The following is a 21,352-nucleotide window of genomic DNA, read 5'->3' on the forward strand; positions in this document are numbered from 1 at the left end:
CTCCAGAATCTGCCGTCAACCCCTAATTTGGCTTTTCTATTACCGCGCTCAAAAACACTGCTTATATATAGACGCGACCATCAGGAATGCGCAGTATATTGCCCAACATAAAAAGCAACACTCTCGTTTCCTGCCTTGGACGATGCCACGCAATGAATGACCAGCCTCGCAGCCTTGCCTCGACCCTCTTCTCGGTTGGCCTGCTATTGATAGCCATGGCGTCGATCCAGTCCGGAGCGTCTCTGGCCAAAAGCATGTTCCCTGTTGTCGGCGCCCAAGGCACCACCACCCTGCGATTGATTTTCGCCAGCCTGATCATGCTGGTGCTGTTGCGCCCCTGGCGTGCGAAGCTCACCGCAAGATCCCTGCGTACCGTCATCGTGTACGGAATGGCGCTGGGGGGCATGAATTTCCTCTTCTATATGTCGTTGCGCACGGTTCCGCTGGGCATCGCGGTTGCGCTCGAGTTCACCGGCCCGCTGGCGGTCGCCATCTATGCGTCACGTCGGGCAATCGACTTTCTGTGGATTGCCCTCGCGGCTGTCGGATTGCTGCTGCTCATACCGACAGGCGCCACAACCGAGGGCATTGACCTGCTCGGAGCGGGTTACGCCCTCGGCGCTGGCGCCTGCTGGGCGCTGTACATCCTCTTCGGCCAGAAGGCAGGCGCCGACAATGGCGTCCAGACCGCCGCGCTCGGCGTGATGATCGCTGCATTGTTCGTAGCGCCGATCGGCATTGTCCATGCCGGCGCCTCCCTGCTGACGCCATCATTGATCCCCGTAGCCCTGGGAGTCGCCATCCTGTCCACCGCCCTGCCCTATACGTTGGAAATGGTCGCGCTGACTCGAATGCCAGCCCGCACGTTCGGCACGTTGATGAGCATTGAACCGGCGTTCGGCGCGCTTTCAGGGCTGCTGTTCCTCCACGAGTACCTCTCGCTGGCACAATGGATGGCGATCATGTGCATCATTCTGGCGTCCGTCGGCGCAACCATGACCATGGGCAGTGCTGCCAAGCCCGCCATCGCAGCGGATTGAGGCGGATGTGACGAAGCTCTGGTATTTGTCGCTCATTTAGGCCATGTTTACGCCCGCAACCCGATGTAGAACATGGACTTTTCAAGACAGGGATATCAGAGACGCTTCGAGCGAAAGCGAATACTGCCAGACCTGGGCACAAAGATCCGGGACGCTTTAAGGACAGCAATGAAACGAATTTTGATACTGATCGCCGTACTTGCCGTTGCGGGCTGCGCGGCGACTTCGGAAACCCACACCAAGCGTGGCAAGAAAGGGTTACACATCAACTGTTCCGGGCTCTCGTCGTCCTGGGACAAGTGTTACACCAGCGCCGCCGACTCGTGCGCGCCGAAGGGATACAAAGTCATCGCCAAATCGGGGGATGGCGTGGAAGAACCGGGGGATTATCCGTTTGGTCTCAATCCCGCCGGCTATACCAGCCGCAGCATGATCGTCCTCTGCAAATAGGTTGATGCCGTCCTTTCAGGTCTGCGGACCTGCGATCTGGCGGCCAATCTCATCGTAACTGGACTTCAGCACCTTTCGCTGAATCTCCGGCGTGACCAGCATTCGCGCCACCACCAATGCACCGATGCACTGGGACAGAATGGCCCAGGCCAGGCTGTCGCTCTCCAGAATCCGCGCCCAACTTTCCTGAAGCTTGCAGATCCAGTGTTCCGCCTGCTGGCGTATCAAGACGTCCGATCGCGCGATTTCTGCCCCCAGCGCCGGCAACGCACAGCCGGACTCCGGGTGTTCGACATGGGACATGCTCAGGTAAAGCTTGAGGCAGCGTTCGAGTTTTTCGCGGCCCTGACCAGCCCCCAGGCGCTCCAGGCTTTGACCCAGCTCTCGCTCGACGATGGAAGCAAACAGCTCATCCTTCGACGAAAAATGACTGTAGAAAGCGCCGCCGCTCAGGCCGATCGCTTTCATCAAGGCATCGACGCCGACCGTTGCGAAACCCGACGTTTTCGCTGATACCGCGCTGCTTTCCAACAGTTTCTCTCTGGTTTCCAGTTTGTGACTGGCCGAGTAACGCATTGCCTTGCCCTCAGAATTCATCGTCTTGACGCCTGCTGAATCGTAGCATAACGTTCGTTTAGTTAACGATCGTTTAGCAAAGGGAACTACCCATGAACAACAAGAAGGTCGTACTGGTTGTCGGCGCAGGTGATGCCACCGGCGGCGCGATCGCCAAACGTTTTGCGCAAGAAGGTTTCGTCGCGTGTGTGACGCGGCGCAGTGCAGACAAACTCCAGCCTTTGGTGGACGCCATCAACGCCAGTGGCGGTGAAGCCCATGGATTTGCCTGCGATGCGCGGAAGGAAGAGGACGTAATTGCGCTGGTCGAGCAGATTGAAAGCCAGATCGGCGCCATCGAAGCGTTTGTGTTCAATATCGGCGCCAACGTGCCGTGCAGCATCCTCGAAGAAACCGCCCGCAAATATTTCAAAATCTGGGAAATGGCCTGCTTCTCTGGCTTCCTCAACGCTCGGGAAGTGGCCAAGCGCATGGCCAAGCGTCAACGGGGCACCCTCCTGTTTACCGGCGCTACCGCCGGCATGCGCGGCGCGGCGGGATTCGCCGCATTCGCTGGCGCCAAGCACGGGATTCGAGCGCTGGCCCAGAGCATGGCCCGTGAACTGGGCCCCATGAATATCCACGTCGCCCACGTAGTCGTCGACGGCGCCATCGATACCGACTTCATTCGTGACAATTTCCCCGAAAAGTACACGACCAAGGATCAGGACGGCATCCTCAACCCCGAACATATTGCCGAGAACTATTGGTACCTGCACAGCCAGCCTCGCGACGCCTGGACTTTCGAGCTGGACCTGCGCCCCTGGAGCGAACGCTGGTAAGCCCTCCCCACAACAATAAAAGAGCGTATCGATCATGAGCAAAACCGTGGAGTTCTACTTCGACCTCGGCAGCCCTGCGACCTATCTGGCTTATACGCAACTGCCAAAAATCTGCAAGCAGACCGACAGCCAGCTGATCTACATCCCGATATTGCTGGGCGGCGTGTTCAAAGCCACTGGCAACGCCTCCCCGGCGACCATCCCCGCCAAAGGCCTCTATATGTTCAAGGACCTGGATCGCTATGCCCAGCGGTATGGCGTGGCACTGACGTTCAATCCGAACTTCCCCATCAACACACTGATGCTCATGCGCGCGGTCACCGGTATACAGTTACGCCATCCGGAACGTTTTCATGCTTTCATCGACTGCCTGTTTCATGCCCTCTGGGTTGAAGGGCGCAACCTTGATGACCTGGCAACCGTCGCGTCCGTGCTCACCCAAAACGGCTTTGATCCCCAGGAAATACTGGCCTTGACCGCCGATGAAGCCGTCAAAGCCGCACTCAAGGACAACACGGAGAAAGCCATAAAACGCGGGGTGTTCGGTGCCCCGAGCATGTTCGTCGATGACGAACTGTTCTTCGGCCAGGATCGCCTTGAGTTCGTCATTGAAGCCTTGAGTTAGATCTCGACGACCAACCGTCCCTGAGCCGCTCCCGAAACGAGCAGCTCATGGGCAGACCCGGCCGTTTCCAGGGTGAATGCTCGCGGATCCATCAAAGGCTTGAGCGAGCCCGCCTCAATCAACCGGGCCGCCTCGCGCAGAATGTGCCCGTGATGTTCGCGTCCCGCACCGGTAAGCAGCGGCAGCAAGGTGAACACCCCGGAATACGTTGCCCCGCGAAATGAAAGAGGCGCCAGGCCGTGTTGCCCCCAACCGAGGCAACTCAACACATGCCCCAGGTAGACCCGCACCGCTTTGAACGAAGCATCCAGGGTTTCGCCACCCACCGTGTCATAGACAATATCGAAACCCTCGCCGCCCGTGTGCTGCGCCACATAGTCCTCGACCGAAGACTGGCGGTAATCGATAAACGTCGCACCGAAACCTTCGATGATTGCCTGCTGTTTCGCGGAGCCCGTGGCATAAACCTCGGCACCGAACGCACGGGCAATCTGTATCGCAACGTGCCCCACTCCGCCCGCCCCGCCATGAATCAACACCTTCTGGCCCGCACGCACCCGCGCCCTATCCACCAGACCTTCCCACGCAGTGATCAGCACCAAAGGCAACCCCGCCGCTTCACGCATGCCCAGATTGGCCGGCTTCGGCGCCAGCAGTCGAGCATCGACCGCGGCGTATTCGGCCAACGAACCCTGCGCCCCGCCAATCCCCGTCGCCATGGCATAGACCTCATCGCCCGGGCGCCATTCTTTGACACCTTCCCCCACCGCCTCAACGATTCCCGCCAGATCAATGCCCAATACCGCCGGCAACGGCTGACGAGCATGGGCGGCTTGCCCCGATCGGATTTTCCCGTCCAGCGGATTCACCCCACTGGCCTTGATCCGAACCAGCACCTGCCCCGCTTCCGGCATCGGCCGTTGGATGGAAGCCAAGCGTAGCGGCGCATTGGCCGAGTCGACAATCAGAGCGCGCATGTCCAGTGTGTCAGTCATTTCGAATATTCCCGTCAGAGGAGGCTGTGGGATAAATCTTCGTCCAACCTACCCATGCCGATAAGACGTTGAATCGCTATAGTGATCATGCCCATTTGGCATCAATGAGAAACTCCATGGACAAGCTCAATGCGATGGCGATCTTCGTTCGGGTCGTTGAACGTGGCAGCTTTTCGGCCGTTGCCCGAGAACTGCAGACCAGTCAGCCGACCATCAGCAAGGTGCTGCGGGCACTGGAGACCGAACTGGGTGGAAAACTGATAGCCCGCAGCACCCGTCGGCTGTCACTCACCGATGAGGGTCAGCGTTATTACAACGAATGTCGACACATCCTCGCTGCCGTCGATGCGGCCGAGCACAGCTTCCAGTCAGGCAGAGAAAACATCGCTGGCCATCTGCGCATAGGCTCCTCGGTCAGTTTCGGGCGCCTGCAAATTGCCCCGCGCCTCGCGGAATTTCTCGAACGCCATCCAGGCATCGACATCGATCTGCAGTTGAATGATCAGAACCAGGACCTGGTCAGTGAAGGTCTGGATGTCACGTTCAGAATCGGCGAATTGAGCGACAGCGGCCTGATCGCCCGTCAGATTGGCACCACCCATCGCGTGACGGTCGCCGCGCCCGATTATCTGCAGCAACACGGCCAACCGCAGTCACCGGAAGCTCTTGGCGAGCACAATTGTCTGCAGTTCAACCTGCTGAACAGTCAGAATGTGTGGACCTACCAAAAGGATGCACGGCGCTACGAAGTGCGGATCAAGGGCAACGCACAAAGCAACAACTCGGAGGCGATCCGCGAGATGGTGCTGGGTGGATTGGGAATTGCGCTGTCGCCGGTGTGGCTGTTCAGCGACGATCTGAAGGCCGGGCGAGTGAAAGCGGTGTTGCCTGACTATATCGCCCAGTCGCTGCCGATTCATGCCGTGTCCCCGGCGAATCGTCGCCAATCCGCCCGGGTCAAAGCCTTTGTCGATTACGTGAGCCAGGCGCTGGCGGCAGCGCCTGAACTCAGGCCCGTCAGATAGCGACGGTGCGGGTGTTCAACCACTCCAATGCCGCACCATCGAGCAACGGGCTCAAACGCTCGCGCACTTCGGCGTGATACCCGTTGAACCATTGCTTCTCGTCGTCCGTCAGCAATGACGGCTCGAGGCAACGGGTGTCGATCGGGCAAAGGGTCAGGGTTTCGAATTTGAGGAACTCACCGAATTCGCTCTTGCCCGCCTCACGGTTCAGCACCAGGTTCTCGATCCGCACACCCCAGCGGCCGGGGCGGTAAGTGCCGGGTTCGATGGAGGTGATCATGCCCGGTTGCATCGCGGTTTGCGGTGTGGTCGCAGCTTGGTAGGCGATCACTTGCGGACCTTCGTGAACGTTGAGGAAATAGCCGACGCCGTGCCCGGTGCCGTGACCGTAATCGACATTTTCCGCCCAGATCGGCGCGCGAGCGATGGCATCCAGCAGCGGCGACAGGATGCCCCGCGGGAATTGCGCACGGGACAGCGCAATCACGCCTTTGAGCACCCGCGTGCAATCGCGCTTCTGCTCATCGGTGGGCGTACCGACCGGTACCATGCGCGTGATATCGGTCGTGCCGCCGAGGTATTGGCCACCGGAATCGATCAGCAACAGGCCGTCGCCTTCGATCACCGCGTGTTCTTCTTCGGTGGCGTGGTAATGCGGCATGGCGCCGTTGGCGTTGAATGCCGCAATGGTGTTGAAGCTCAACGACACATAATCCGGACGTCGGGTGCGTGCCGCCGTCAGGTGCTCGTCGATGGTCAGTTCGGTGATGCGCTCGCGGCCCCACGCCGACTCCAGCCAGGCGAAGAATTCGCACAGCGCCGCGCCATCCTGTTCCATGGCCCGGCGAATGTGTTCGGCGTCGGCCAGGCTTTTTTGCGATTTGGCCAGTGTCGTCGGGTTCAGGCCTTCAACCAGTTTCACGCCACTGTCCAGGTTATCCAGCAGCCCCGCCGTCACGCGCGCCGGATCGACTTGCAGGCTCGCCCCGCTTGGCACCGCGCGTAAAGCAGCAGCTACCTCGCTGTAGTCGCGCAGGGTGATGCCGTCCTGTTCGAGGATCGCGCGCAGTTCGGCGCTGACTTTGCTCAAGGCCACGAACAGCGTCGCCTGCTCCTGGCTGATCAGCGCAAAGGACACAAACACCGGATTGAACGACACGTCGCCGCCGCGCAGGTTGAACAGCCAGGCGATGTCGTCGAGGGTGGCGATGAAATGCCAATCGGCGCCGCGGGCTTTCAACCCTTCACGCAGGTTGGCAAGTTTTTCGCCACGGCTGACCGTCGCCTGTGGCGGCAAGTGCTGATAGATCGGTTCGTTCGGCAGGGTCGGGCGATCGCTCCAGACTTCGCTCAACAGATCAATGTCGGTCCGCAGGTGGGCACCGCGTTCTTCAAGCTTGCTGCCCAGCGTACGCGCCGAGGCCACGGCCATCACCGCACCGTCGACAGCGACGACACCACCTTCAGGGGTTTGCTCGGCCAGCCAGTCCAGCGGACTCGGCTGTCCCGGTTGCAGCTTGACCAGTTCGATGCCGCTGCCTTTGAGTTCCTTGGTCGCCTGCTCCCAGTAACGGCTATCGGCCCAGACCCCGGCGAAATCCGGCGTAACAATCAGCGTACCGACCGAGCCGTGAAAGCCCGACAGCCACTGCCGCCCCTGCCAGTAACCGGGCAGGTATTCCGAGAGGTGCGGGTCGGCCGACGGCACCAGCAGGGCATGGATACCCTCCCGGCTCATCAGCTCGCGGGTGTGCGCCAGGCGCTCGGGCACCGATCCAATGTTTGAAGGCTGCGTGCTCATCATGTCTCCTGCTAATCACTTCATCATTATTGTTGAGTGCCGATCGAGGTCGGCACTTGAGGCTTACTGCCAGAATGCCGGAGCACTGGCGCAGGCCGCTTTAATCAGGTTCACCGCCTGGTCGACATCCTGTTCGGTGGTGAAACGTCCCAGGCTCAAGCGAATGGTGCGACTCGCCGAACGGGCGTCATGCCCCAGGGCCAGCAGTACGTGGGAAGGCGCATTGCTCGCGGAGTTGCAGGCCGAAGTCGCGGAAAACGCGATCGAGTTGCTCAATGCCGCCGAATTGAACTCGCCTTCACTGAAGGTCAGGCTCAAGGTATGGGGAATACGCTGGGTCGGGCTGCCGTTGAGGCGAACGCCGGGGATGCTCAGCAGTTGTTCGAGAAAGCGTTCACGCAGGCTCGCGATGGCGGCTTTCTCTTCATTGAACAGTTGCGCTGCCAACGCGAACGCCACGCCCATACCGGCGATCTGGTGAGTCGCCAACGTACCGGAACGCAAACCGCCCTCGTGGCCGCCGCCGTGGATTTGCGCCTGCAAGCGCTGCTGCGCGCGAGGCCCGACATACAACGCGCCGATGCCCTTGGGCCCGTAGACCTTGTGCGCCGAAAACGACATCAGGTCCACCGGCAATTGCGCCAGGTCGATGGCCACTTTCCCGGCGCCCTGAGCGGCGTCGACATGGAACAGGGCATCCCGCGCCCGCACCGCGTCGCCGATGGCGGCGATGTCATTGACCGTGCCCAGTTCGTTATTGACCAGCATCAGCGATACCAGAAAGGTGTCTTCGCGCATCGCTTCGCTGACCGCTTGCGGGGTAATCAGCCCCTGCGCATCCGGCACCAGATAGGTCACGGCAACGCCGGCGTCCTGCAATTGCTTCGCGGTGTCGAGAATTGCCTTGTGCTCGATCTGGCTGGTGATGAGGTGGCCGCCGGATGTTCCGCGGGCCTGGGCCACGCCCTTGAGGGCGAGGTTGTTGGATTCGGTGGCGCCGGAGGTCCAGACGATCTGGTCGGCTTGCGCGCCCACCAGGTCGGCCACTTGCTGCCGCGCCTGCTCGACCGTTTGCCGGGCCTGCCGGCCGAACGTGTGGGAGCTGGACGCCGGGTTGCCGAAATTGCCGTTAAAGCCCAGGCACTCGACCATGACCTGGATGACTCGCTCGTCCACCGGCGTGGTGGCGGCGTAGTCGAAATACAACGGACGCTTATTCATAAAGGACTCGCAGAGCTTGTTCCGGGATCAGGATGCTGGAAGCAGTAAACAGCAATCCTGATCGGATGCGTTAAAGAAGTACGACTTCATTTAAAAGTGCGTAGGAACGCTCCTGAAGTCGAGCTTAACAGGCATCGGGCAACCGGTTGAAGCAATGCGTCAGCTAAAGCTTTCAAGCAACAACGGATACAGCGAAACCACCAGCAGCGCCGCCATGCCCCAGTTGAACAGGCGCAACCAGCGGCGATCCTTCAGCACGTTGCGCAACAACGTGCCGCACGCAACCCAGACACCGACGCTTGGCAGGTTGATCAAGGCGAAGACCGCCGCAATCACGATGACGTTGGTGAAATAGCCTTGCATTGGCGTGTAGGTACTGATGGCCCCGATGGCCATGATCCAGGCCTTGGGGTTGACCCATTGGAAGGCTGCCGCGCCGAGGTAACTGATCGGTTTGCTCTCGCCCTGTTCACTGTCGGAAACCGGGCCGGAATGGGCAATTTTCCACGCCAGGTACAGCAAGTATGCCGCGCCGACGTAACGCAGCACGGTGTACAGCAACGGATAAGCCTGGAACACCGCGCCCAGGCCAAAACCCACTGCCACCACCAGGACGAAAAACCCGCAGGTAATGCCAAGCATATGGGGAATGGTGCGGTGAAAGCCGAAGTTCACGCCCGATGCCAGCAACATGGTGTTGTTCGGGCCGGGAGTGATCGAGGTGACAAGCGCGAACAGGGCGAAGCCCAGCAGCAGATCGAGGGAGAGCGTCATCGGTGCCAGTCCATCAGGGTCAGTCAGGTACTGACCCTATCGCACCCCTTCGGGGAAACCCATGGACAGTTGGGTGAAACTTCGAGCAGTACAGTCGTTCAGCTTGGGCGACCGTGCAGTTGAACGGCGCGTTCGGCGTTCATTTCACCTTGTTTATCGAAGCTGAAGGCTTTCTGCGGTTGGCCGAGCAATTCGGCTTTTTTCGCGTGGTATTCGTCGAACGACAAGCCGCGGCGGTTCAACGCCTCCAGCGCCAGCTCCTTGCGTTCTTCAGCGCTGTACGGGCGCAGTTCCGGGGACACATGGCTGGCACATCCGGCAAGAACGGAGACCGCAAGCAGCAAGCAAGTGGCGAGCAGGGTTTTCATGAGGTGGCGTCCTGGGAGCTGGGTTCGGGGCAATGAACACAGGCTACCCGCGCGCTTTCGTGGGCAGAAATCAACGCTTTCGATAGTGGGTATCAAGATCTGGAAATCACTGCCCTTCCAGTGGCGGTTCGCTCGCGGAAGGATCTTGAGCCATCTGGTGACCATTGGCCGCCATCGCCAGCAAGCTGGCTCCTACAAGAGCGCGCATATCTCCAAATGATCTATAAATATCCTGTAATGATCTTTTACGGAATAACAGCGACGCTTTATAACAACCTCACCGCCAGCATCAACTGTTGCCCACGCAACTGTTCGCCAGGCAACAGTCATTCAACAAACAGTGCTGCAAATCGAACAGCGCGCTATCAGTCATACGCTGCAAGCCCCGGAAAACCTGGGCTCCATGGATTGGTACAGCTCTTGCTCAAGCCCTGTGACTACTCACTGCTCGCTGAGCAGCTGTTTAAAACTGGCTCACCGAGCAATCTTCAGAAAGGAACTGTCATGTCGCGTCCATTGAAAGTCGTTGCCCTCTCCGGCGGTACCTGGCGTCCGTCCCGCACGTTGGTGCTGACCCAGGCATTGCTGGCCGAATTGGCTGAGCAACTGCCGATCGAGAGCAAGCTGATCGAACTGGGTGACATCGCCCGTCCACTGGGCGCCGCCCTGTCGCGCCAGGAATTGAGCGCTGATGTCGAAGCCGAGCTGCACGCCATCGAGAACGCCGATCTGCTGATCGTTGCCGCGCCGGTCTATCGGGGTTCCTACCCGGGCCTGCTGAAACATCTTTTCGACCTGATCGACCTGAATGCGCTGATCGATACGCCAGTGCTGCTCGCTGCCACCGGAGGCAGCGAACGGCATGCGCTGGTGCTCGATCACCAACTGCGCCCGCTGTTCAGTTTCTTCCAGGCGCTGACCCTGCCGATCGGCGTCTACGCCACCGAAGCCGATTTCGCCAATTACCAAATAACCAGTGAGCCCTTGAAGGCCCGCATTCGTCTTGCTGCAGAACGCGCCGCGCCGCTGTTTGGCGTGCACCCCAAAAATCTGCTGAAAATCGCTTAAGGATCTGTTCATGGATGTTTTCTGGTTTCTGCCGACCCACGGCGACGGCCATTACCTGGGCACCACCCAGGGCGCACGCCCGGTGACCCTCAACTATCTGAAACAGGTGGCCCAGGCCGCCGACAGCCTCGGCTACCACGGTGTACTGATTCCCACCGGACGCTCCTGCGAGGATTCGTGGGTGATCGCTTCGGCACTGGTGCCGCTGACCGAACGCCTGCGTTATCTGGTGGCGATTCGTCCGGGGATTATTTCGCCGACGGTTTCCGCCCGTATGGCCGCCACCCTGGATCGATTGTCCAACGGCCGCTTGCTGATCAACGTGGTTACCGGCGGCGACCCGGACGAAAACCGCGGCGACGGCATCTTCCTCGATCACAGCGAACGCTACGAAGTCACCGACGAATTCCTGCAGATCTGGCGTCGCGTGCTGCAAGGCGAGGCGGTGGATTTCGAAGGCAAGCACCTGCAGGTGCAAAACGCCAAGGCGCTGTATCCGCCGGTGCAGAAACCCTACCCGCCGTTGTATTTCGGCGGCTCTTCCGAGGCGGCCCATGATCTCGCCGCCGAGCAGGTCGATGTCTACCTGACCTGGGGCGAACCGCCCGCCGCCGTCGCGGAAAAAATCGCCGATGTGCGTGAGCGCGCGGCACGCAACGGGCGCACGGTGAAATTCGGGATTCGCTTGCACGTGATCGTCCGCGAGACCGCGGAAGACGCCTGGAAAGCGGCGGACAAACTGATCGAGCACATCAGCGACGACACCATCGCCGCCGCGCAGAAGTCGTTCTCACGTTTCGATTCCGAAGGCCAGCGGCGCATGGCGGCGTTGCATGACGGGCGTCGCGACAACCTGGAAATCGCCCCCAACCTGTGGGCTGGCGTTGGCCTGGTACGCGGCGGTGCCGGCACGGCGCTGGTGGGCGACCCGCAACAAGTGGCGGCGCGGATCAAGGAATACGCGGATCTGGGCATCGAGAGCTTCATTTTCTCCGGCTACCCGCACCTCGAAGAGGCCTATCGCTTTGCCGAGTTGGTGTTCCCGCTGTTGCCCGAGCCGTACGCAAGCCTGGCAGGGCGCGGTGTGACCAACCTCACCGGGCCGTTTGGCGAAATGATCGCCAATGATGTGCTGCCGGCCAAAGCCACGGCCTGACCCACGCAGGACCTTGTAGGAGCGAGCTTGCTCGCGATGGAGCGCAACGATAACGCGGAGTACCTGAATGTCAGCGTCATCGTTAACGACCATCGCGAGCAAGCTCGCTCCTACAGGGGATCGGCGTTGAATTCGAAGAGGAACCCCCGCGTGACCGCCAAGCCGCTAAGCACCCTGATCTCCCCCCTGCAAACCGCCCGCCAGTTGGCCGCCGAGTTTGCCCTGACCGCCGTCGAGCGCGACGAACGCGGCGGCACGCCGAAAGCCGAACGTGATGCCCTGCGCCAAAGCGGCCTGCTGGCCTTGAGTATTCCTACCCAGTACGGCGGCCTCGGCGCCAATTGGAGCGACACCCTGGGCATCGTGCGTGAATTCGCCAAGGTCGACAGCTCGATCGCCCACGTCTTCGGTTTTCATCATCTGATGCTCGCCACCGTGCGCCTGTTCGCCCGCCCCGAACAATGGCAGCCCTGGTTCGAACAGACCGCGCGCAAGAACTGGTTCTGGGGCAATGCCCTGAATCCCCTGGACACCCGCACCGTGGTGAAAAAGCTCGGTGGCTGGCGCGAATTTTCCGGCAAGAAAAGTTTCTGCTCCGGCGCCAGCGACTCGGAAATGCTGATCGCCTCGGCCGTGGACGAAAGCGCCGGCGGCAAGCTGTTGATCGCGGCCATCCCCAGCGGCCGCAGCGGCATCACCCTGCACAACGACTGGAACAACATGGGCCAGCGCCAGACCGACAGCGGCAGCGCCACGTTCGAACGGGTGCGGGTCGAAGAATCGGAACTGCTGCTCGACCCAGGCCCGCTTAGCACACCGTTCGCCTGCCTGCGCCCGCTGATCGCGCAACTGACCTTCACCCACATGTTCCTCGGCATTGCCGAAGGCGCCTTTGAAGAAGCCCGGCAGTACACGCTCACGGAAACCCGGCCATGGCACAAGTCCAGCGCGCAGGATGTGCGTCAGGACCCTTATGTGCTCGGCCACTATGGCGAGTTCTGGGTGGCGCTGGAGGGCGTTCGCCTGCTGGTGGAGCGCGCCGCCGACCTGCTCGACAAAGCCTGGGCGAAAGGCCCGAACCTCGGCGCCGAAGAACGTGGGCATCTCGCCACGGCCATCGCCACGGCCAAGGTCGCCGCCACCCGCAACGGCCTCGAACTTTGTAGCCGACTGTTCGAAGTGACCGGTGCCCGCTCCACTCACGCCTCGCTGCGCCTGGACCGCCACTGGCGCAACCTGCGCACGCAAACCTTGCACGACCCGGTGGATTACAAACTCCATGAACTGGGCGATTGGGCGCTGAACCAGGCCCTACCGATTCCGACTTTCTATTCATAGCCTTCTCATGGAGCCTGCACCATGCAACTGCTGACCTTACCGCCCTCGCCTGCGCTGGCCACCTCGATTCGCGCCACGGCCCAGGTGTTCGAAGACCCGAAATCCCAGGCCTTGCTCGCCCACATCCAGCAAGTCGCACCCAGTGAAGCCAGCGTGCTGATCATTGGCGAAACCGGCACGGGCAAGGAGTTGGTGGCACGGCATATCCACAACCTCAGCGCCCGTCGCACCCGGCCGTTCGTGGCGGTGAACTGCGGTGCGTTCTCCGAATCCCTGGTCGAGGCCGAACTGTTCGGCCACGAAAAAGGTGCCTTCACCGGCGCCCTGAGCGCCAAGGCCGGTTGGTTCGAAGAAGCCGACGGCGGCACGTTGTTCCTCGATGAGATCGGCGATTTGCCGATGGCGATTCAGGTCAAGTTGTTGCGGGTGCTGCAGGAACGTGAAGTGGTGCGCCTGGGCTCGCGCAAGAGCATCCCGATCAACGTGCGCGTGTTGGCGGCGACCAACGTGCAGCTGGAAAAAGCCATCAATGCCGGACACTTCCGTGAGGACCTGTATTACCGCCTCGACGTGGTCAGTCTGGAACTCAGTCCGCTGCGCGAGCGCCCCGGCGACATCCTGCCGCTGACCCGGCACTTCATCGAAGCCTACAGCCAGCGCCTGGGCTATGGCACCGTCACCATCAGCAAGGAAGCCGAGCTGAAACTGCGTAGCTACAGTTGGCCGGGCAACATCCGCGAACTGGAAAACGTCATTCACCACACCCTGCTGATCTGCCGCAACGGCGTGATCGAGCGGGATGACCTGCGTATGTCGAACATGCGCATCGAGCGTCAGGACGACGCCCACGGCGTTCTCGACGATTCACCGGAAGCCTTGCTCGATCGCGCCTTTCAGAAGCTGTTCGAGCAACAGGCCGGCGCGCTGCACGAGAAAGTCGAAGACGCCCTGTTGCGTGCGGCCTACCGCTTCAGCCATTACAACCAGGTGCACACCGCAGCGCTGTTGGGCCTGAGCCGCAACGTGACACGCACGCGCCTGATCAAGATCGGAGAGTTGGCCGTGAACAAGCGCCGCCCCACGGAAAACGTTCAGGGCGAGCGCTTGATGCAGCTGTCGATCTAGCTCACCAGGTTGCAATGCAGTGCGTCGTCGTGGCTGCGTTCCAGGCTGTGCACCACCTGGAACGAGCCGAAGGTCACGGTTTTCGCCTGATGGGCGCGAATCAGTTGCCAGAAATCCTGCTCGCCGCTTTCAAAGCTCCGGAACGCGGCCTCCCCCGCCTCGCGAGACTGCCATTGCAGGTAGTTGAGCACCCGCCGGCCATCGTCGCTGGCCTGGATACTGGCGCTCAGAAATCCGCTGTAGCCCTGGGCCAGACGTTCGGTTTGCCGGGATAACGCCGACACCAATGCCGGTTGTTGATGGGGTTCGATCTCGAATTCGATCAACTGGGTGAAGCTGCGATTTTTCTCTAACGCTTGCATGAAGAATCCCCACTGCGTGTAAGACGAATCTTGCGATCCGAAGGCTTGCAGGGTAAAACCTCCAGTTAAGTCAAGGTCAAGGGGCATTTTTCGAATGATCACCTCGGAACACCTGCATAAAGAACTCACCGTCGGCCAGGTCGCTGCCCGCAGCGGTGTGGCGGTCACGGCGCTGCACTTTTACGAAGCCAAGGGACTGATCAAAAGCAATCGCAATCAGGGCAATCAGCGGCGTTATCCGCGAGAGGTGTTGCGGCGAGTGGCGCTGATCAAAGTGGCACAGCGACTGGGCATTCCGCTGGCGGAGATCGGCGCGGCGTTGCAAACATTGCCGGACAACCGGGCGCCGACTGCGGCGGACTGGCAAGTGTTGTCGGCGCAGTGGAGCCGGGAGCTGGATGAGCGGATCAACCAGTTGACCTCACTGCGGGACAAGCTCAATGGCTGTATTGGCTGCGGGTGTTTGTCGATGGAGGCGTGTCCGTTGAGGAACTATGGGGATGTGTTGGGGGAACAGGGGCCGGGGGCGCAACTGCTGGAATCGGGGACTGATCCAAAATAGCGGTGCGGCCTTCGCGAGCAAGCCCGCTCCCACAGGGGAACGCATTCCAAAGGTGGGAGCGGGCTTGCCCGCGAAAGCGTGCGCAAGGCCAAACCAGGATTAGAACCCCGGCGCAATCTGCCCTTTGTAGCGCGTCAGGATGAACTGCCGCACCTCATCCGAATTCAACGCTTTGGCCAGTTTCTGAATACCAGGGTCATTGATGTTGTCCGGGCGGGCCACGAGGAATTCGATGTACAGGCTCTTGCCCTTCTCGACGATCAACGCACTGTTGGTGTCGATCCCGGCTTCCAGGGCGTAGTTGGCGAAGACGAACGCCAGGTCCACCTGGCTCACCGAACGTGCGAGCAACGCGCCTTCCAGCTCACGGATTTTCAGGTGCTTCGGGTTTTCGATGATGTCCCGTTGAGTCGCCAGGGTGTTGCTCGGGTCCTTGAGCTTGATCAGTCCGGCTTCGTGCAACAGCACCAGCGCGCGGCCGGTGTTGACCGGGTCGTTGGGGATGGACACGCTGGCGCCGTCCTTCAGCTCGGCGATGTTTTTGATTTTGGTCGAATAAGCCCCGAACGGTTCGATGTGCACGCCCACCACCGGCACCAGGTCGGTGTGGCGGGTCTTGTTGTAGTCATCGAGAAACGGCCGGTACTGGTAGTAGTTGGCGTCGAGGTTCTTCAGGGCCAGCTGCTGGTTGGGCTGGATGAAGTCGGTGAAGACCTTGATGTCCAGGTCCACGCCTTCCTTGGCCAGGACCGGTTTGACGAACTCGAGGATCTCCGCGTGCGGCACCGGGGTGGCACCGACGGTGAGTTTTTCGTTGGCGTGCACGCTCAACGACACAAGGGCGGCCAGAATGGCCAGGGTCTTTTTCATGCTGTGCTCCTAGGCAGATTGAAGTGGCCGTCGAGGGCCCGATTGCTTGTTTTGAACTGTTTAGCGCCGGCTATAGCGCGCCACCAGACGGTCGCCGGTCATTTGCAGGGCCTGCACCAGGATCAGCAGCAGCACCACGGTGACCACCATCACGTCGGTCTGAAAACGCTGGTAGCCGTAGCGAATCGCCAGGTCGCCCAGGCCTCCACCGCCGATCACACCGGCCATCGCCGTGTAATCCACCAGCACGATTGCCGTCACCGTCACCGCCGCCAGCAACCCGCCGCGCGCCTCAGGCAACAAGGTGTGGCGGATGATCTGCCAGGTGGTGCCGCCCATGGCCTGGGTCGCCTCCACCACTCCGCGATCGACTTCGCGCAACGCGGTTTCCACCAACCGTGCGAAGAATGGCGTGCAGCCGACCACCAGCGGTGGAATGGTCCCCGGCACGCCCAGCGAGGTGCCGACCAGCAACGTGGTCAGGGGGATCAGCACGATCAGCAGAATGATGAACGGCAGCGAACGCAGCATGTTCACGATCACCGACAGCACCCGATATACACCGATCGCTTCATGCAATTGGCGCTTGCCGGTGAGGAACAGCACCACCCCCAGCGGCAAGCCCAGCAGCACGGTAAAACCGAGGGCGGCGCCGAGCATGCTCAAGGTGTCGAGGCACGCCTGGCCGATGTCGGCCCAGTAAATGTTCTTGAACCAGTCGGCCATGATCAGGACCAGTCGTGACGCGGTGGCTTCACGCCGTTGAGCAGCCAGTTGCCGACCACGTGATACTTCCAGCGCACCGGATCGTGCAGGGTGTGGACCCGAGCGTTGCGCCAGTGACGGTCGAAATTGTGCTTCTTCAGGGTCGAGCGGGTGCCGCCGAGTTCGAACAGTTTGTTGCTGGCCTCGATGGCGATTTCCGTGGTCAGCACCTTCGCCTTGGCCACCGCGAGGGATGCTCGGGCGACGTTGTCTTCATCAGGTGCCGAGCGCGCCGCATCCAGTGCCCAACCGGCACGTTCGAGCAAGGCTTCGGCGGCTTCCAGGCGAATCTCCAGGCCGCCAACCTGAATAATCGTCAGCGGGTCTTCGCTGGCTTTTTCCACACCGGCATCGATCCATGGCCGGGCGAATTGCTGGACGAAGGCGATGGTGTCTCGCAGCGCCGCGCGGGCGATGCCGGCGTCGATGGCTGCCGTGGTCAATTGCGCGAAAGGGCCGGCCAGGGTCGGGCTTTCATAGGAGCGATAGGTCGGGAACACGTTGAACGCCGGGACGTGCAGGTCCTCGGCCAGCACGGTGCCGCTGGAGGTGGTGCGCTGACCGATGCTGTCCCAGTCGTCGACGATCACCAGCCCCGGTGTGCCGCGCTCGACAAAGGACAGCTGGCCTTTCTGCTCTTCGTCCAGCGCCAGTACCGCCAGCCAGTGGGCGTAGAGCGAACCGGTGCAATAACCCTTGCGCCCGTTGATGACGTGGCCATCGCCGTAATGACGGATCGTCGCCTGGATGTCCTGCACGTTCTTGCCACCGGTTTCCGACAGCGCGTTGGCGAAGCGATGCCCTTGCAACGCCAAACCGAAGAAGTGCGCCTGCTGCTCGGGGGTGCCTTGCAGGCGGATGTCCTCCAGCAGGCAATAGTGGTTTTGCGGGATCTGCCCCAGGGACGGATCGGCCGCCGAAATGATCGCGATGACCTGCGCCAGCACCGCGTAGGACACCTGCGCGCCGCCGAATGCCTTCGGCACGCTGATGCCCCACAGCCCACTGTTGGAATACAGGTCGACAATCTCGGCGGGCACGTGGCGCGTGCGATCGCGTTCGGCGTCCTGCTCCAGTAAAACGGTGGCGACGCGCTCGGCCACGCGCAGCGCTTCGGCTTCATCGGCGATCCGATGGGCGGCCGGCGGGTTGATCGGATAAACGGCAGATTCAGGCATACAGCTCTCTCGGTACAGGTGTTTACCGGAGCACATTGCAGCTTCTGTGCCTGACTGCCAAAGCCCGTGTTTTCGGGCGGTTCAGGGGTATTTGGCGGCCATGAAAACGCGTAACCCGAGCATTCTGCTGTTTCACTGTTGATGGCTGAACAGTGGCGCTGCTGCTGGTCGGACACTTGGTCGCCGGAAAAGGGCTGACCTATAGTTACTCGACCGGAAATCGGCGTAGGACCCCCTTCACTCCCCCCAACAAAAAGGAGACGGATCATGAGCGTCAAACCCATTCCCGAGGGCTACCACAGCGTCACTCCGTACCTGGGCATCCAGAAAGCAGCCGAGGCCATCGAGTTCTACAAAAAAGCCTTCGGTGCCACCGAAGTCATGCGCCTGTCCATGCCCGATGGCGGCATCGGCCACGCCGAACTGCGCATCGGCGATTGCCCGATCATGCTCGGCACGCCGTGCGATCAGGGACCGTTGCGCAACCCGGACACTGCGCCGTCGGTGGGCCTGCATCTGTACGTGAACGATGTCGACAAATCGTTCAAACAGGCCATTGCGGCGGGCGGCACGGTGGTGTCCGAGGTCAAGGATCAGTTTTATGGCGACCGCTCAGGGAGTTTGAAGGATCCCTATGGGCATCTGTGGTTCCTGGCGACGCGCAAGGAGGATTTGACCCAGGCGCAGATTGAGCAGCGGGCCAAAGAGATGTTTCAGCAGGGTTGAAACATCGGTGCCTGATCAGGCCTCTTCGCGAGCAAGCCCGCTCCCACAGGTGGAATGCATTTCAATGTGGGAGCGGGCTTGCCCGCGAAGGGGCCATCCGCATCACCACACCCTCCCTCGAACACACTTCATGAACGAGCCCACCACGCTTTGCACCTTGCCCTCACCGCCCAACACTTCCAGGATGCAGGCAACTACAACAAGGAGTCATTCCCATGTTTGCCGGATTCCTGAAAGACCAGCGCCACGTCAACGGCGTGGACATTGCCTACCGCATCGGCGGCAGCGGGCCGGGTTTGCTGTTGCTGCACGGTCACCCGCAGACCCACGTCATCTGGCACAAAGTCGCCGAGCAGTTGGCCGAGCATTTCACCGTGGTCGCCGCCGACCTGCGCGGTTATGGCGACAGCGGCAAACCGCCAGCCGACGATCACCACACCCATTATTCCAAACGCGAAATGGCCAAGGACGGTGTCGAGCTGATGCGGTCTCTGGGCTTCGATCAGTTCTCGGTGCTGGCCCATGACCGCGGCGCGCGCGTGGCCCATCGCCTGGCGCTGGATCATCCCGACACCGTGCAACGCATGGTGCTGCTGGACATCGCCCCGACGCTGTCGATGTATGCGCAAACCAACGAGGCCTTCGCCCGTGCCTACTGGCACTGGTTCTTCCTGATCCGCCCGGCGCCACTGCCGGAAACCCTGATCGAAGCCGACCCCGAAGCCTACCTGCGCAGCGTGATGGGCAGCCGCAGCGCCGGGTTGAAACCCTTCACCTCGCAAGCGTTCAGCGAATACCTGCGTTGCCTGAAGCTCCCCGGCACGGCGCGCGGCATCTGCGAGGATTACCGCGCCAGCGCCAGCATCGACCTGGAACATGACCGCGCCGACATCGACGCCGGCCATCAACTGAGTCTGCCGCTGCTGGTGCTGTGGGGCGCCGAAGGCACGGTCGGACGCTGCTTCGAGCCGCTCAAGGAATGGCAGCGCGTCGCCACCGACGTACGTGGCAAAGCGTTGCCCGCCGGCCATTACATCGCCGAGGAAGCCCCGGAACTGTTGCTCGCCGAAGTACTCGGCTTCCTGCGCTGACACCCGCAACAGCCTGACCTGAATCCACCTCCCACCGCGGGCTGTCACTGGCCCGCGCGGGATCGTCATGCCCAAAAACCGTCTCGAGATAATAAAAATGACAATCAGAAAACTGCTGGGAACCCTCTATGTGCAGGTGCTTATCGCCATCGCCCTGGGCATAGCGATCGGGCACTACTGGCCGCAGGTCGGCATCGATCTCAAGCCGTTGGGCGACGGTTTCATCAAGCTGATAAAGATGATCATCGGCCCGATCATCTTCTGCACCGTGGTCTCCGGGATCACCAGCATGCACGACGTGAAACAGGTGGGCCGGGTCGGTGGCAAGGCGTTGCTGTATTTCGAAGTGGTGTCGAGCGTTGCGCTGTTGATCGGGTTGCTCGCGGCGCATGCGTTGCATCCGGGGGCGGGTTTCAACATTGACGTGAAGACACTGGACTCGACGGCCATCGCCGGCTTTGTCGGTCAGGCGCAACACGGTGAAGGCGTGACCGGGTTTCTGTTGCATGTGATTCCGAGCACATTTTTCGAGGCGTTTTCCCAAGGTGAAATCCTTCCGGTACTGTTCGTTTCAGTGCTGTTCGGTATTGCGCTGGTAATGGTCGGAGAAAAAGGCCGGCCATTGGTAGGCATCATCAATCAGGCCAGCGAAGTGTTTTTCCGTATCGTCGGCTTCATCAGCCGCGTGGCGCCGATCGGCGCGTTTGGTGCGATTGCGTTCACCATCGGCAAGTACGGCCTCGGCTCGTTGCTGCCGCTGCTGAAACTGATCGGCACCTTCTACCTGACCGCGTTTATTTTCGTCGCTTGCGTGCTGGGCAGCATCGCTCGTTATGCCGGGTTCAGCATTTTCAAACTGCTGGCGTACATCAAGGCTGAGTTGTTGATCGTGCTCGGCACCAGTTCTTCGGAATCGGCGCTGCCGCAGTTGATCCAGAAACTGGAAAGCCTCGGCGCATCGAAAGGCGTTGTGGGGATCGTGGTGCCGACCGGCTACACGTTCAACCTGGATGGCACCAACATCTATATGACCCTCGCCGTGCTGTTCCTGGCCCAGGCGACCAATATTGACCTGACGCTGGAGCAGCAACTGACCTTGCTGGCCGTGGCGATGCTCACCTCCAAAGGCGCGGGCGCGGGCGCGGTGGTCGGTGCCGGTTTTGTCGCACTGGCGGCGAGTCTGGCTGTGGTGCCGACCGTGCCCGTGGCGGCGATGGTGTTGATCCTCGGCGTTGACCGTTTCATGGCGGAATGCCGATCCCTGACCAACATCATCGGCAACGCGGTGGCAGCCCTGGTGGTGGCGGCGTGGGAAGGTGAGCTGGACCGCAGCAAAATGGCGCCGATTGCCCTCAAGCGTGGCCGACGTGCCCGGGCCGCCGCCAAGCTTTCCGCTGAATAGAAAGCCCACACAC

At 61.0% G+C, this 21,352-nt stretch carries 23 protein-coding genes; 13 read left to right on the top strand and 10 right to left on the bottom strand.

The features are described 5' to 3' along the window. The first annotated feature begins 152 nt into the window (after nt 1-152). Nucleotides 153-1,040 carry a threonine/homoserine exporter RhtA gene (gene rhtA / locus NTD84_RS00700; RefSeq protein ID WP_262162738.1) on the top strand — a complete coding sequence of 296 codons (888 nt, stop codon included), beginning with the start codon at nt 153-155 and terminating at the stop codon, nt 1,038-1,040. Nucleotides 1,041-1,208: 168 nt separating this feature from the next. Beyond that, nucleotides 1,209-1,490, top strand: a complete 282-nt coding sequence (locus NTD84_RS00705; protein WP_262162740.1) for a hypothetical protein — start codon at nt 1,209-1,211, stop codon at nt 1,488-1,490. Nucleotides 1,491-1,505: 15 nt separating this feature from the next. Here NTD84_RS00705 and NTD84_RS00710 read toward each other — a convergent pair whose 3' ends face one another. Continuing rightward, nucleotides 1,506-2,066: a TetR/AcrR family transcriptional regulator gene (locus NTD84_RS00710; RefSeq protein WP_262162922.1), complete on the bottom strand. Its 561-nt coding sequence runs from the start codon at nt 2,064-2,066 to the stop codon at nt 1,506-1,508. Nucleotides 2,067-2,158: 92 nt separating this feature from the next. Between NTD84_RS00710 and NTD84_RS00715 the strand changes: the two genes are divergently transcribed. Together NTD84_RS00715 and NTD84_RS00720 are read left to right on the top strand one after the other, a co-directional pair. Continuing rightward, nucleotides 2,159-2,887, top strand: coding sequence for an SDR family oxidoreductase (locus NTD84_RS00715; RefSeq protein WP_262162743.1), 729 nt, complete (start codon nt 2,159-2,161; stop codon nt 2,885-2,887). A 34-nt stretch (nt 2,888-2,921) separates the two neighbouring features. Further along, nucleotides 2,922-3,512 carry a 2-hydroxychromene-2-carboxylate isomerase gene (locus tag NTD84_RS00720; RefSeq protein WP_262162744.1) on the top strand — a complete coding sequence of 197 codons (591 nt, stop codon included), beginning with the start codon at nt 2,922-2,924 and terminating at the stop codon, nt 3,510-3,512. Here NTD84_RS00720 and NTD84_RS00725 read toward each other — a convergent pair. After that, nucleotides 3,509-4,507, bottom strand: coding sequence for a zinc-dependent alcohol dehydrogenase family protein (locus NTD84_RS00725; RefSeq protein WP_262162747.1), 999 nt, complete (start codon nt 4,505-4,507; stop codon nt 3,509-3,511). The two genes, NTD84_RS00720 and NTD84_RS00725, sit on opposite strands and share 4 nt — an antisense overlap. 116 nt (nt 4,508-4,623) lie before the next feature. Between NTD84_RS00725 and NTD84_RS00730 the strand changes: the two genes are divergently transcribed. Further along, nucleotides 4,624-5,532, top strand: a complete 909-nt coding sequence (locus NTD84_RS00730; RefSeq protein ID WP_262162749.1) for a LysR family transcriptional regulator — start codon at nt 4,624-4,626, stop codon at nt 5,530-5,532. Here NTD84_RS00730 and NTD84_RS00735 read toward each other — a convergent pair. From NTD84_RS00735 to NTD84_RS00750, 4 genes are all read right to left on the bottom strand, one after another. Continuing rightward, nucleotides 5,525-7,333 carry an aminopeptidase P family protein gene (locus NTD84_RS00735; RefSeq protein ID WP_262162751.1) on the bottom strand — a complete coding sequence of 603 codons (1,809 nt, stop codon included), beginning with the start codon at nt 7,331-7,333 and terminating at the stop codon, nt 5,525-5,527. The genes NTD84_RS00730 and NTD84_RS00735 overlap by 8 nt on opposite strands. Nucleotides 7,334-7,396: 63 nt before the next feature. Beyond that, nucleotides 7,397-8,554 (bottom strand): cysteine desulfurase family protein, encoded by a 1,158-nt coding sequence (locus NTD84_RS00740; protein ID WP_262162752.1) that lies wholly within the window; start codon nt 8,552-8,554, stop codon nt 7,397-7,399. A gap of 159 nt (nt 8,555-8,713) precedes the next feature. Further along, complete coding sequence (locus NTD84_RS00745) at nt 8,714-9,328, bottom strand: LysE family translocator (protein WP_262162753.1); 615 nt, start codon at nt 9,326-9,328, stop codon at nt 8,714-8,716. 98 nt (nt 9,329-9,426) lie between these two features. Further along, nucleotides 9,427-9,696: a hypothetical protein gene (locus NTD84_RS00750; RefSeq protein ID WP_262162754.1), complete on the bottom strand. Its 270-nt coding sequence runs from the start codon at nt 9,694-9,696 to the stop codon at nt 9,427-9,429. Nucleotides 9,697-10,200: 504 nt separating this feature from the next. Here NTD84_RS00750 and msuE point away from each other — a divergent pair. From msuE to NTD84_RS00770, 4 genes are all read left to right on the top strand, one after another. Further along, nucleotides 10,201-10,764, top strand: a complete 564-nt coding sequence (msuE, locus tag NTD84_RS00755) for an FMN reductase (RefSeq protein ID WP_262162755.1) — start codon at nt 10,201-10,203, stop codon at nt 10,762-10,764. A gap of 10 nt (nt 10,765-10,774) precedes the next feature. Beyond that, complete coding sequence (gene ssuD / locus NTD84_RS00760) at nt 10,775-11,920, top strand: FMNH2-dependent alkanesulfonate monooxygenase (RefSeq protein ID WP_262162757.1); 1,146 nt, start codon at nt 10,775-10,777, stop codon at nt 11,918-11,920. Between the two features lie 150 nt (nt 11,921-12,070). Then, entirely contained in the window at nt 12,071-13,258 is a 1,188-nt protein-coding gene (locus NTD84_RS00765; RefSeq protein WP_262162759.1) for an acyl-CoA dehydrogenase family protein, read from the top strand. Between the two features lie 21 nt (nt 13,259-13,279). Then, nucleotides 13,280-14,383, top strand: a complete 1,104-nt coding sequence (locus NTD84_RS00770) for a sigma-54 interaction domain-containing protein (RefSeq protein ID WP_262162761.1) — start codon at nt 13,280-13,282, stop codon at nt 14,381-14,383. Here NTD84_RS00770 and NTD84_RS00775 read toward each other — a convergent pair. Beyond that, nucleotides 14,380-14,745 carry an antibiotic biosynthesis monooxygenase gene (locus NTD84_RS00775; RefSeq protein WP_262162763.1) on the bottom strand — a complete coding sequence of 122 codons (366 nt, stop codon included), beginning with the start codon at nt 14,743-14,745 and terminating at the stop codon, nt 14,380-14,382. The genes NTD84_RS00770 and NTD84_RS00775 overlap by 4 nt on opposite strands. Before the next feature lie 94 nt (nt 14,746-14,839). Between NTD84_RS00775 and soxR the strand changes: the two genes are divergently transcribed. Then, nucleotides 14,840-15,307: a redox-sensitive transcriptional activator SoxR gene (soxR, locus tag NTD84_RS00780; protein ID WP_262162764.1), complete on the top strand. Its 468-nt coding sequence runs from the start codon at nt 14,840-14,842 to the stop codon at nt 15,305-15,307. A gap of 99 nt (nt 15,308-15,406) precedes the next feature. Here soxR and NTD84_RS00785 read toward each other — a convergent pair whose 3' ends face one another. The 3 genes from NTD84_RS00785 to NTD84_RS00795 are packed head-to-tail and all read right to left on the bottom strand — an operon-like array spanning nt 15,407 to nt 18,120. Continuing rightward, the gene (locus NTD84_RS00785; protein WP_262162766.1) at nt 15,407-16,177 is read right to left on the bottom strand and encodes a MetQ/NlpA family ABC transporter substrate-binding protein; all 771 of its coding nucleotides are present in this window, start codon (nt 16,175-16,177) and stop codon (nt 15,407-15,409) included. A gap of 60 nt (nt 16,178-16,237) precedes the next feature. Continuing rightward, nucleotides 16,238-16,903: a methionine ABC transporter permease gene (locus NTD84_RS00790; RefSeq protein WP_262162768.1), complete on the bottom strand. Its 666-nt coding sequence runs from the start codon at nt 16,901-16,903 to the stop codon at nt 16,238-16,240. Nucleotides 16,904-16,905: 2 nt separating this feature from the next. Next, nucleotides 16,906-18,120 carry an SfnB family sulfur acquisition oxidoreductase gene (locus NTD84_RS00795; RefSeq protein ID WP_262162770.1) on the bottom strand — a complete coding sequence of 405 codons (1,215 nt, stop codon included), beginning with the start codon at nt 18,118-18,120 and terminating at the stop codon, nt 16,906-16,908. A 267-nt stretch (nt 18,121-18,387) separates the two neighbouring features. Here NTD84_RS00795 and NTD84_RS00800 point away from each other — a divergent pair, with 267 nt between their 5' ends. The 3 genes from NTD84_RS00800 (at nt 18,388) to dctA (ending at nt 21,339) form a co-directional block, all read left to right on the top strand. Further along, a complete protein-coding gene (locus tag NTD84_RS00800; RefSeq protein ID WP_262162772.1) occupies nt 18,388-18,846 on the top strand; it encodes a VOC family protein in 459 nt (152 codons plus the stop codon). A gap of 215 nt (nt 18,847-19,061) precedes the next feature. Continuing rightward, nucleotides 19,062-19,937, top strand: a complete 876-nt coding sequence (locus tag NTD84_RS00805; RefSeq protein ID WP_262162775.1) for an alpha/beta fold hydrolase — start codon at nt 19,062-19,064, stop codon at nt 19,935-19,937. Between the two features lie 97 nt (nt 19,938-20,034). Further along, nucleotides 20,035-21,339, top strand: coding sequence for a C4-dicarboxylate transporter DctA (gene dctA / locus NTD84_RS00810; RefSeq protein WP_262162778.1), 1,305 nt, complete (start codon nt 20,035-20,037; stop codon nt 21,337-21,339). Nucleotides 21,340-21,352 lie beyond the last annotated feature (13 nt).

Source organism: Pseudomonas sp. 14P_8.1_Bac3 (genome assembly GCF_025466085.1).
GTDB lineage: Bacteria > Pseudomonadota > Gammaproteobacteria > Pseudomonadales > Pseudomonadaceae > Aquipseudomonas.

What these genes read in the sequence shown, in the direction of transcription:
- rhtA (WP_262162738.1), top strand. Translation starts at nt 153, where the DNA reads ATGAATGACCAGCCTCGCAGCCTTGCCTCGACCCTCTTCTCGGTTGGC.
- NTD84_RS00705 (WP_262162740.1), top strand. Translation starts at nt 1,209, where the DNA reads ATGAAACGAATTTTGATACTGATCGCCGTACTTGCCGTTGCGGGCTGC.
- NTD84_RS00710 (WP_262162922.1), bottom strand. Translation starts at nt 2,066, where the DNA reads ATGCGTTACTCGGCCAGTCACAAACTGGAAACCAGAGAGAAACTGTTG.
- NTD84_RS00715 (WP_262162743.1), top strand. Translation starts at nt 2,159, where the DNA reads ATGAACAACAAGAAGGTCGTACTGGTTGTCGGCGCAGGTGATGCCACC.
- NTD84_RS00720 (WP_262162744.1), top strand. Translation starts at nt 2,922, where the DNA reads ATGAGCAAAACCGTGGAGTTCTACTTCGACCTCGGCAGCCCTGCGACC.
- NTD84_RS00725 (WP_262162747.1), bottom strand. Translation starts at nt 4,507, where the DNA reads ATGACTGACACACTGGACATGCGCGCTCTGATTGTCGACTCGGCCAAT.
- NTD84_RS00730 (WP_262162749.1), top strand. Translation starts at nt 4,624, where the DNA reads ATGGACAAGCTCAATGCGATGGCGATCTTCGTTCGGGTCGTTGAACGT.
- NTD84_RS00735 (WP_262162751.1), bottom strand. Translation starts at nt 7,333, where the DNA reads ATGAGCACGCAGCCTTCAAACATTGGATCGGTGCCCGAGCGCCTGGCG.
- NTD84_RS00740 (WP_262162752.1), bottom strand. Translation starts at nt 8,554, where the DNA reads ATGAATAAGCGTCCGTTGTATTTCGACTACGCCGCCACCACGCCGGTG.
- NTD84_RS00745 (WP_262162753.1), bottom strand. Translation starts at nt 9,328, where the DNA reads ATGACGCTCTCCCTCGATCTGCTGCTGGGCTTCGCCCTGTTCGCGCTT.
- NTD84_RS00750 (WP_262162754.1), bottom strand. Translation starts at nt 9,696, where the DNA reads ATGAAAACCCTGCTCGCCACTTGCTTGCTGCTTGCGGTCTCCGTTCTT.
- msuE (WP_262162755.1), top strand. Translation starts at nt 10,201, where the DNA reads ATGTCGCGTCCATTGAAAGTCGTTGCCCTCTCCGGCGGTACCTGGCGT.
- ssuD (WP_262162757.1), top strand. Translation starts at nt 10,775, where the DNA reads ATGGATGTTTTCTGGTTTCTGCCGACCCACGGCGACGGCCATTACCTG.
- NTD84_RS00770 (WP_262162761.1), top strand. Translation starts at nt 13,280, where the DNA reads ATGCAACTGCTGACCTTACCGCCCTCGCCTGCGCTGGCCACCTCGATT.
- NTD84_RS00775 (WP_262162763.1), bottom strand. Translation starts at nt 14,745, where the DNA reads ATGCAAGCGTTAGAGAAAAATCGCAGCTTCACCCAGTTGATCGAATTC.
- soxR (WP_262162764.1), top strand. Translation starts at nt 14,840, where the DNA reads ATGATCACCTCGGAACACCTGCATAAAGAACTCACCGTCGGCCAGGTC.
- NTD84_RS00785 (WP_262162766.1), bottom strand. Translation starts at nt 16,177, where the DNA reads ATGAAAAAGACCCTGGCCATTCTGGCCGCCCTTGTGTCGTTGAGCGTG.
- NTD84_RS00790 (WP_262162768.1), bottom strand. Translation starts at nt 16,903, where the DNA reads ATGGCCGACTGGTTCAAGAACATTTACTGGGCCGACATCGGCCAGGCG.
- NTD84_RS00795 (WP_262162770.1), bottom strand. Translation starts at nt 18,120, where the DNA reads ATGCCTGAATCTGCCGTTTATCCGATCAACCCGCCGGCCGCCCATCGG.
- NTD84_RS00800 (WP_262162772.1), top strand. Translation starts at nt 18,388, where the DNA reads ATGAGCGTCAAACCCATTCCCGAGGGCTACCACAGCGTCACTCCGTAC.
- NTD84_RS00805 (WP_262162775.1), top strand. Translation starts at nt 19,062, where the DNA reads ATGTTTGCCGGATTCCTGAAAGACCAGCGCCACGTCAACGGCGTGGAC.
- dctA (WP_262162778.1), top strand. Translation starts at nt 20,035, where the DNA reads ATGACAATCAGAAAACTGCTGGGAACCCTCTATGTGCAGGTGCTTATC.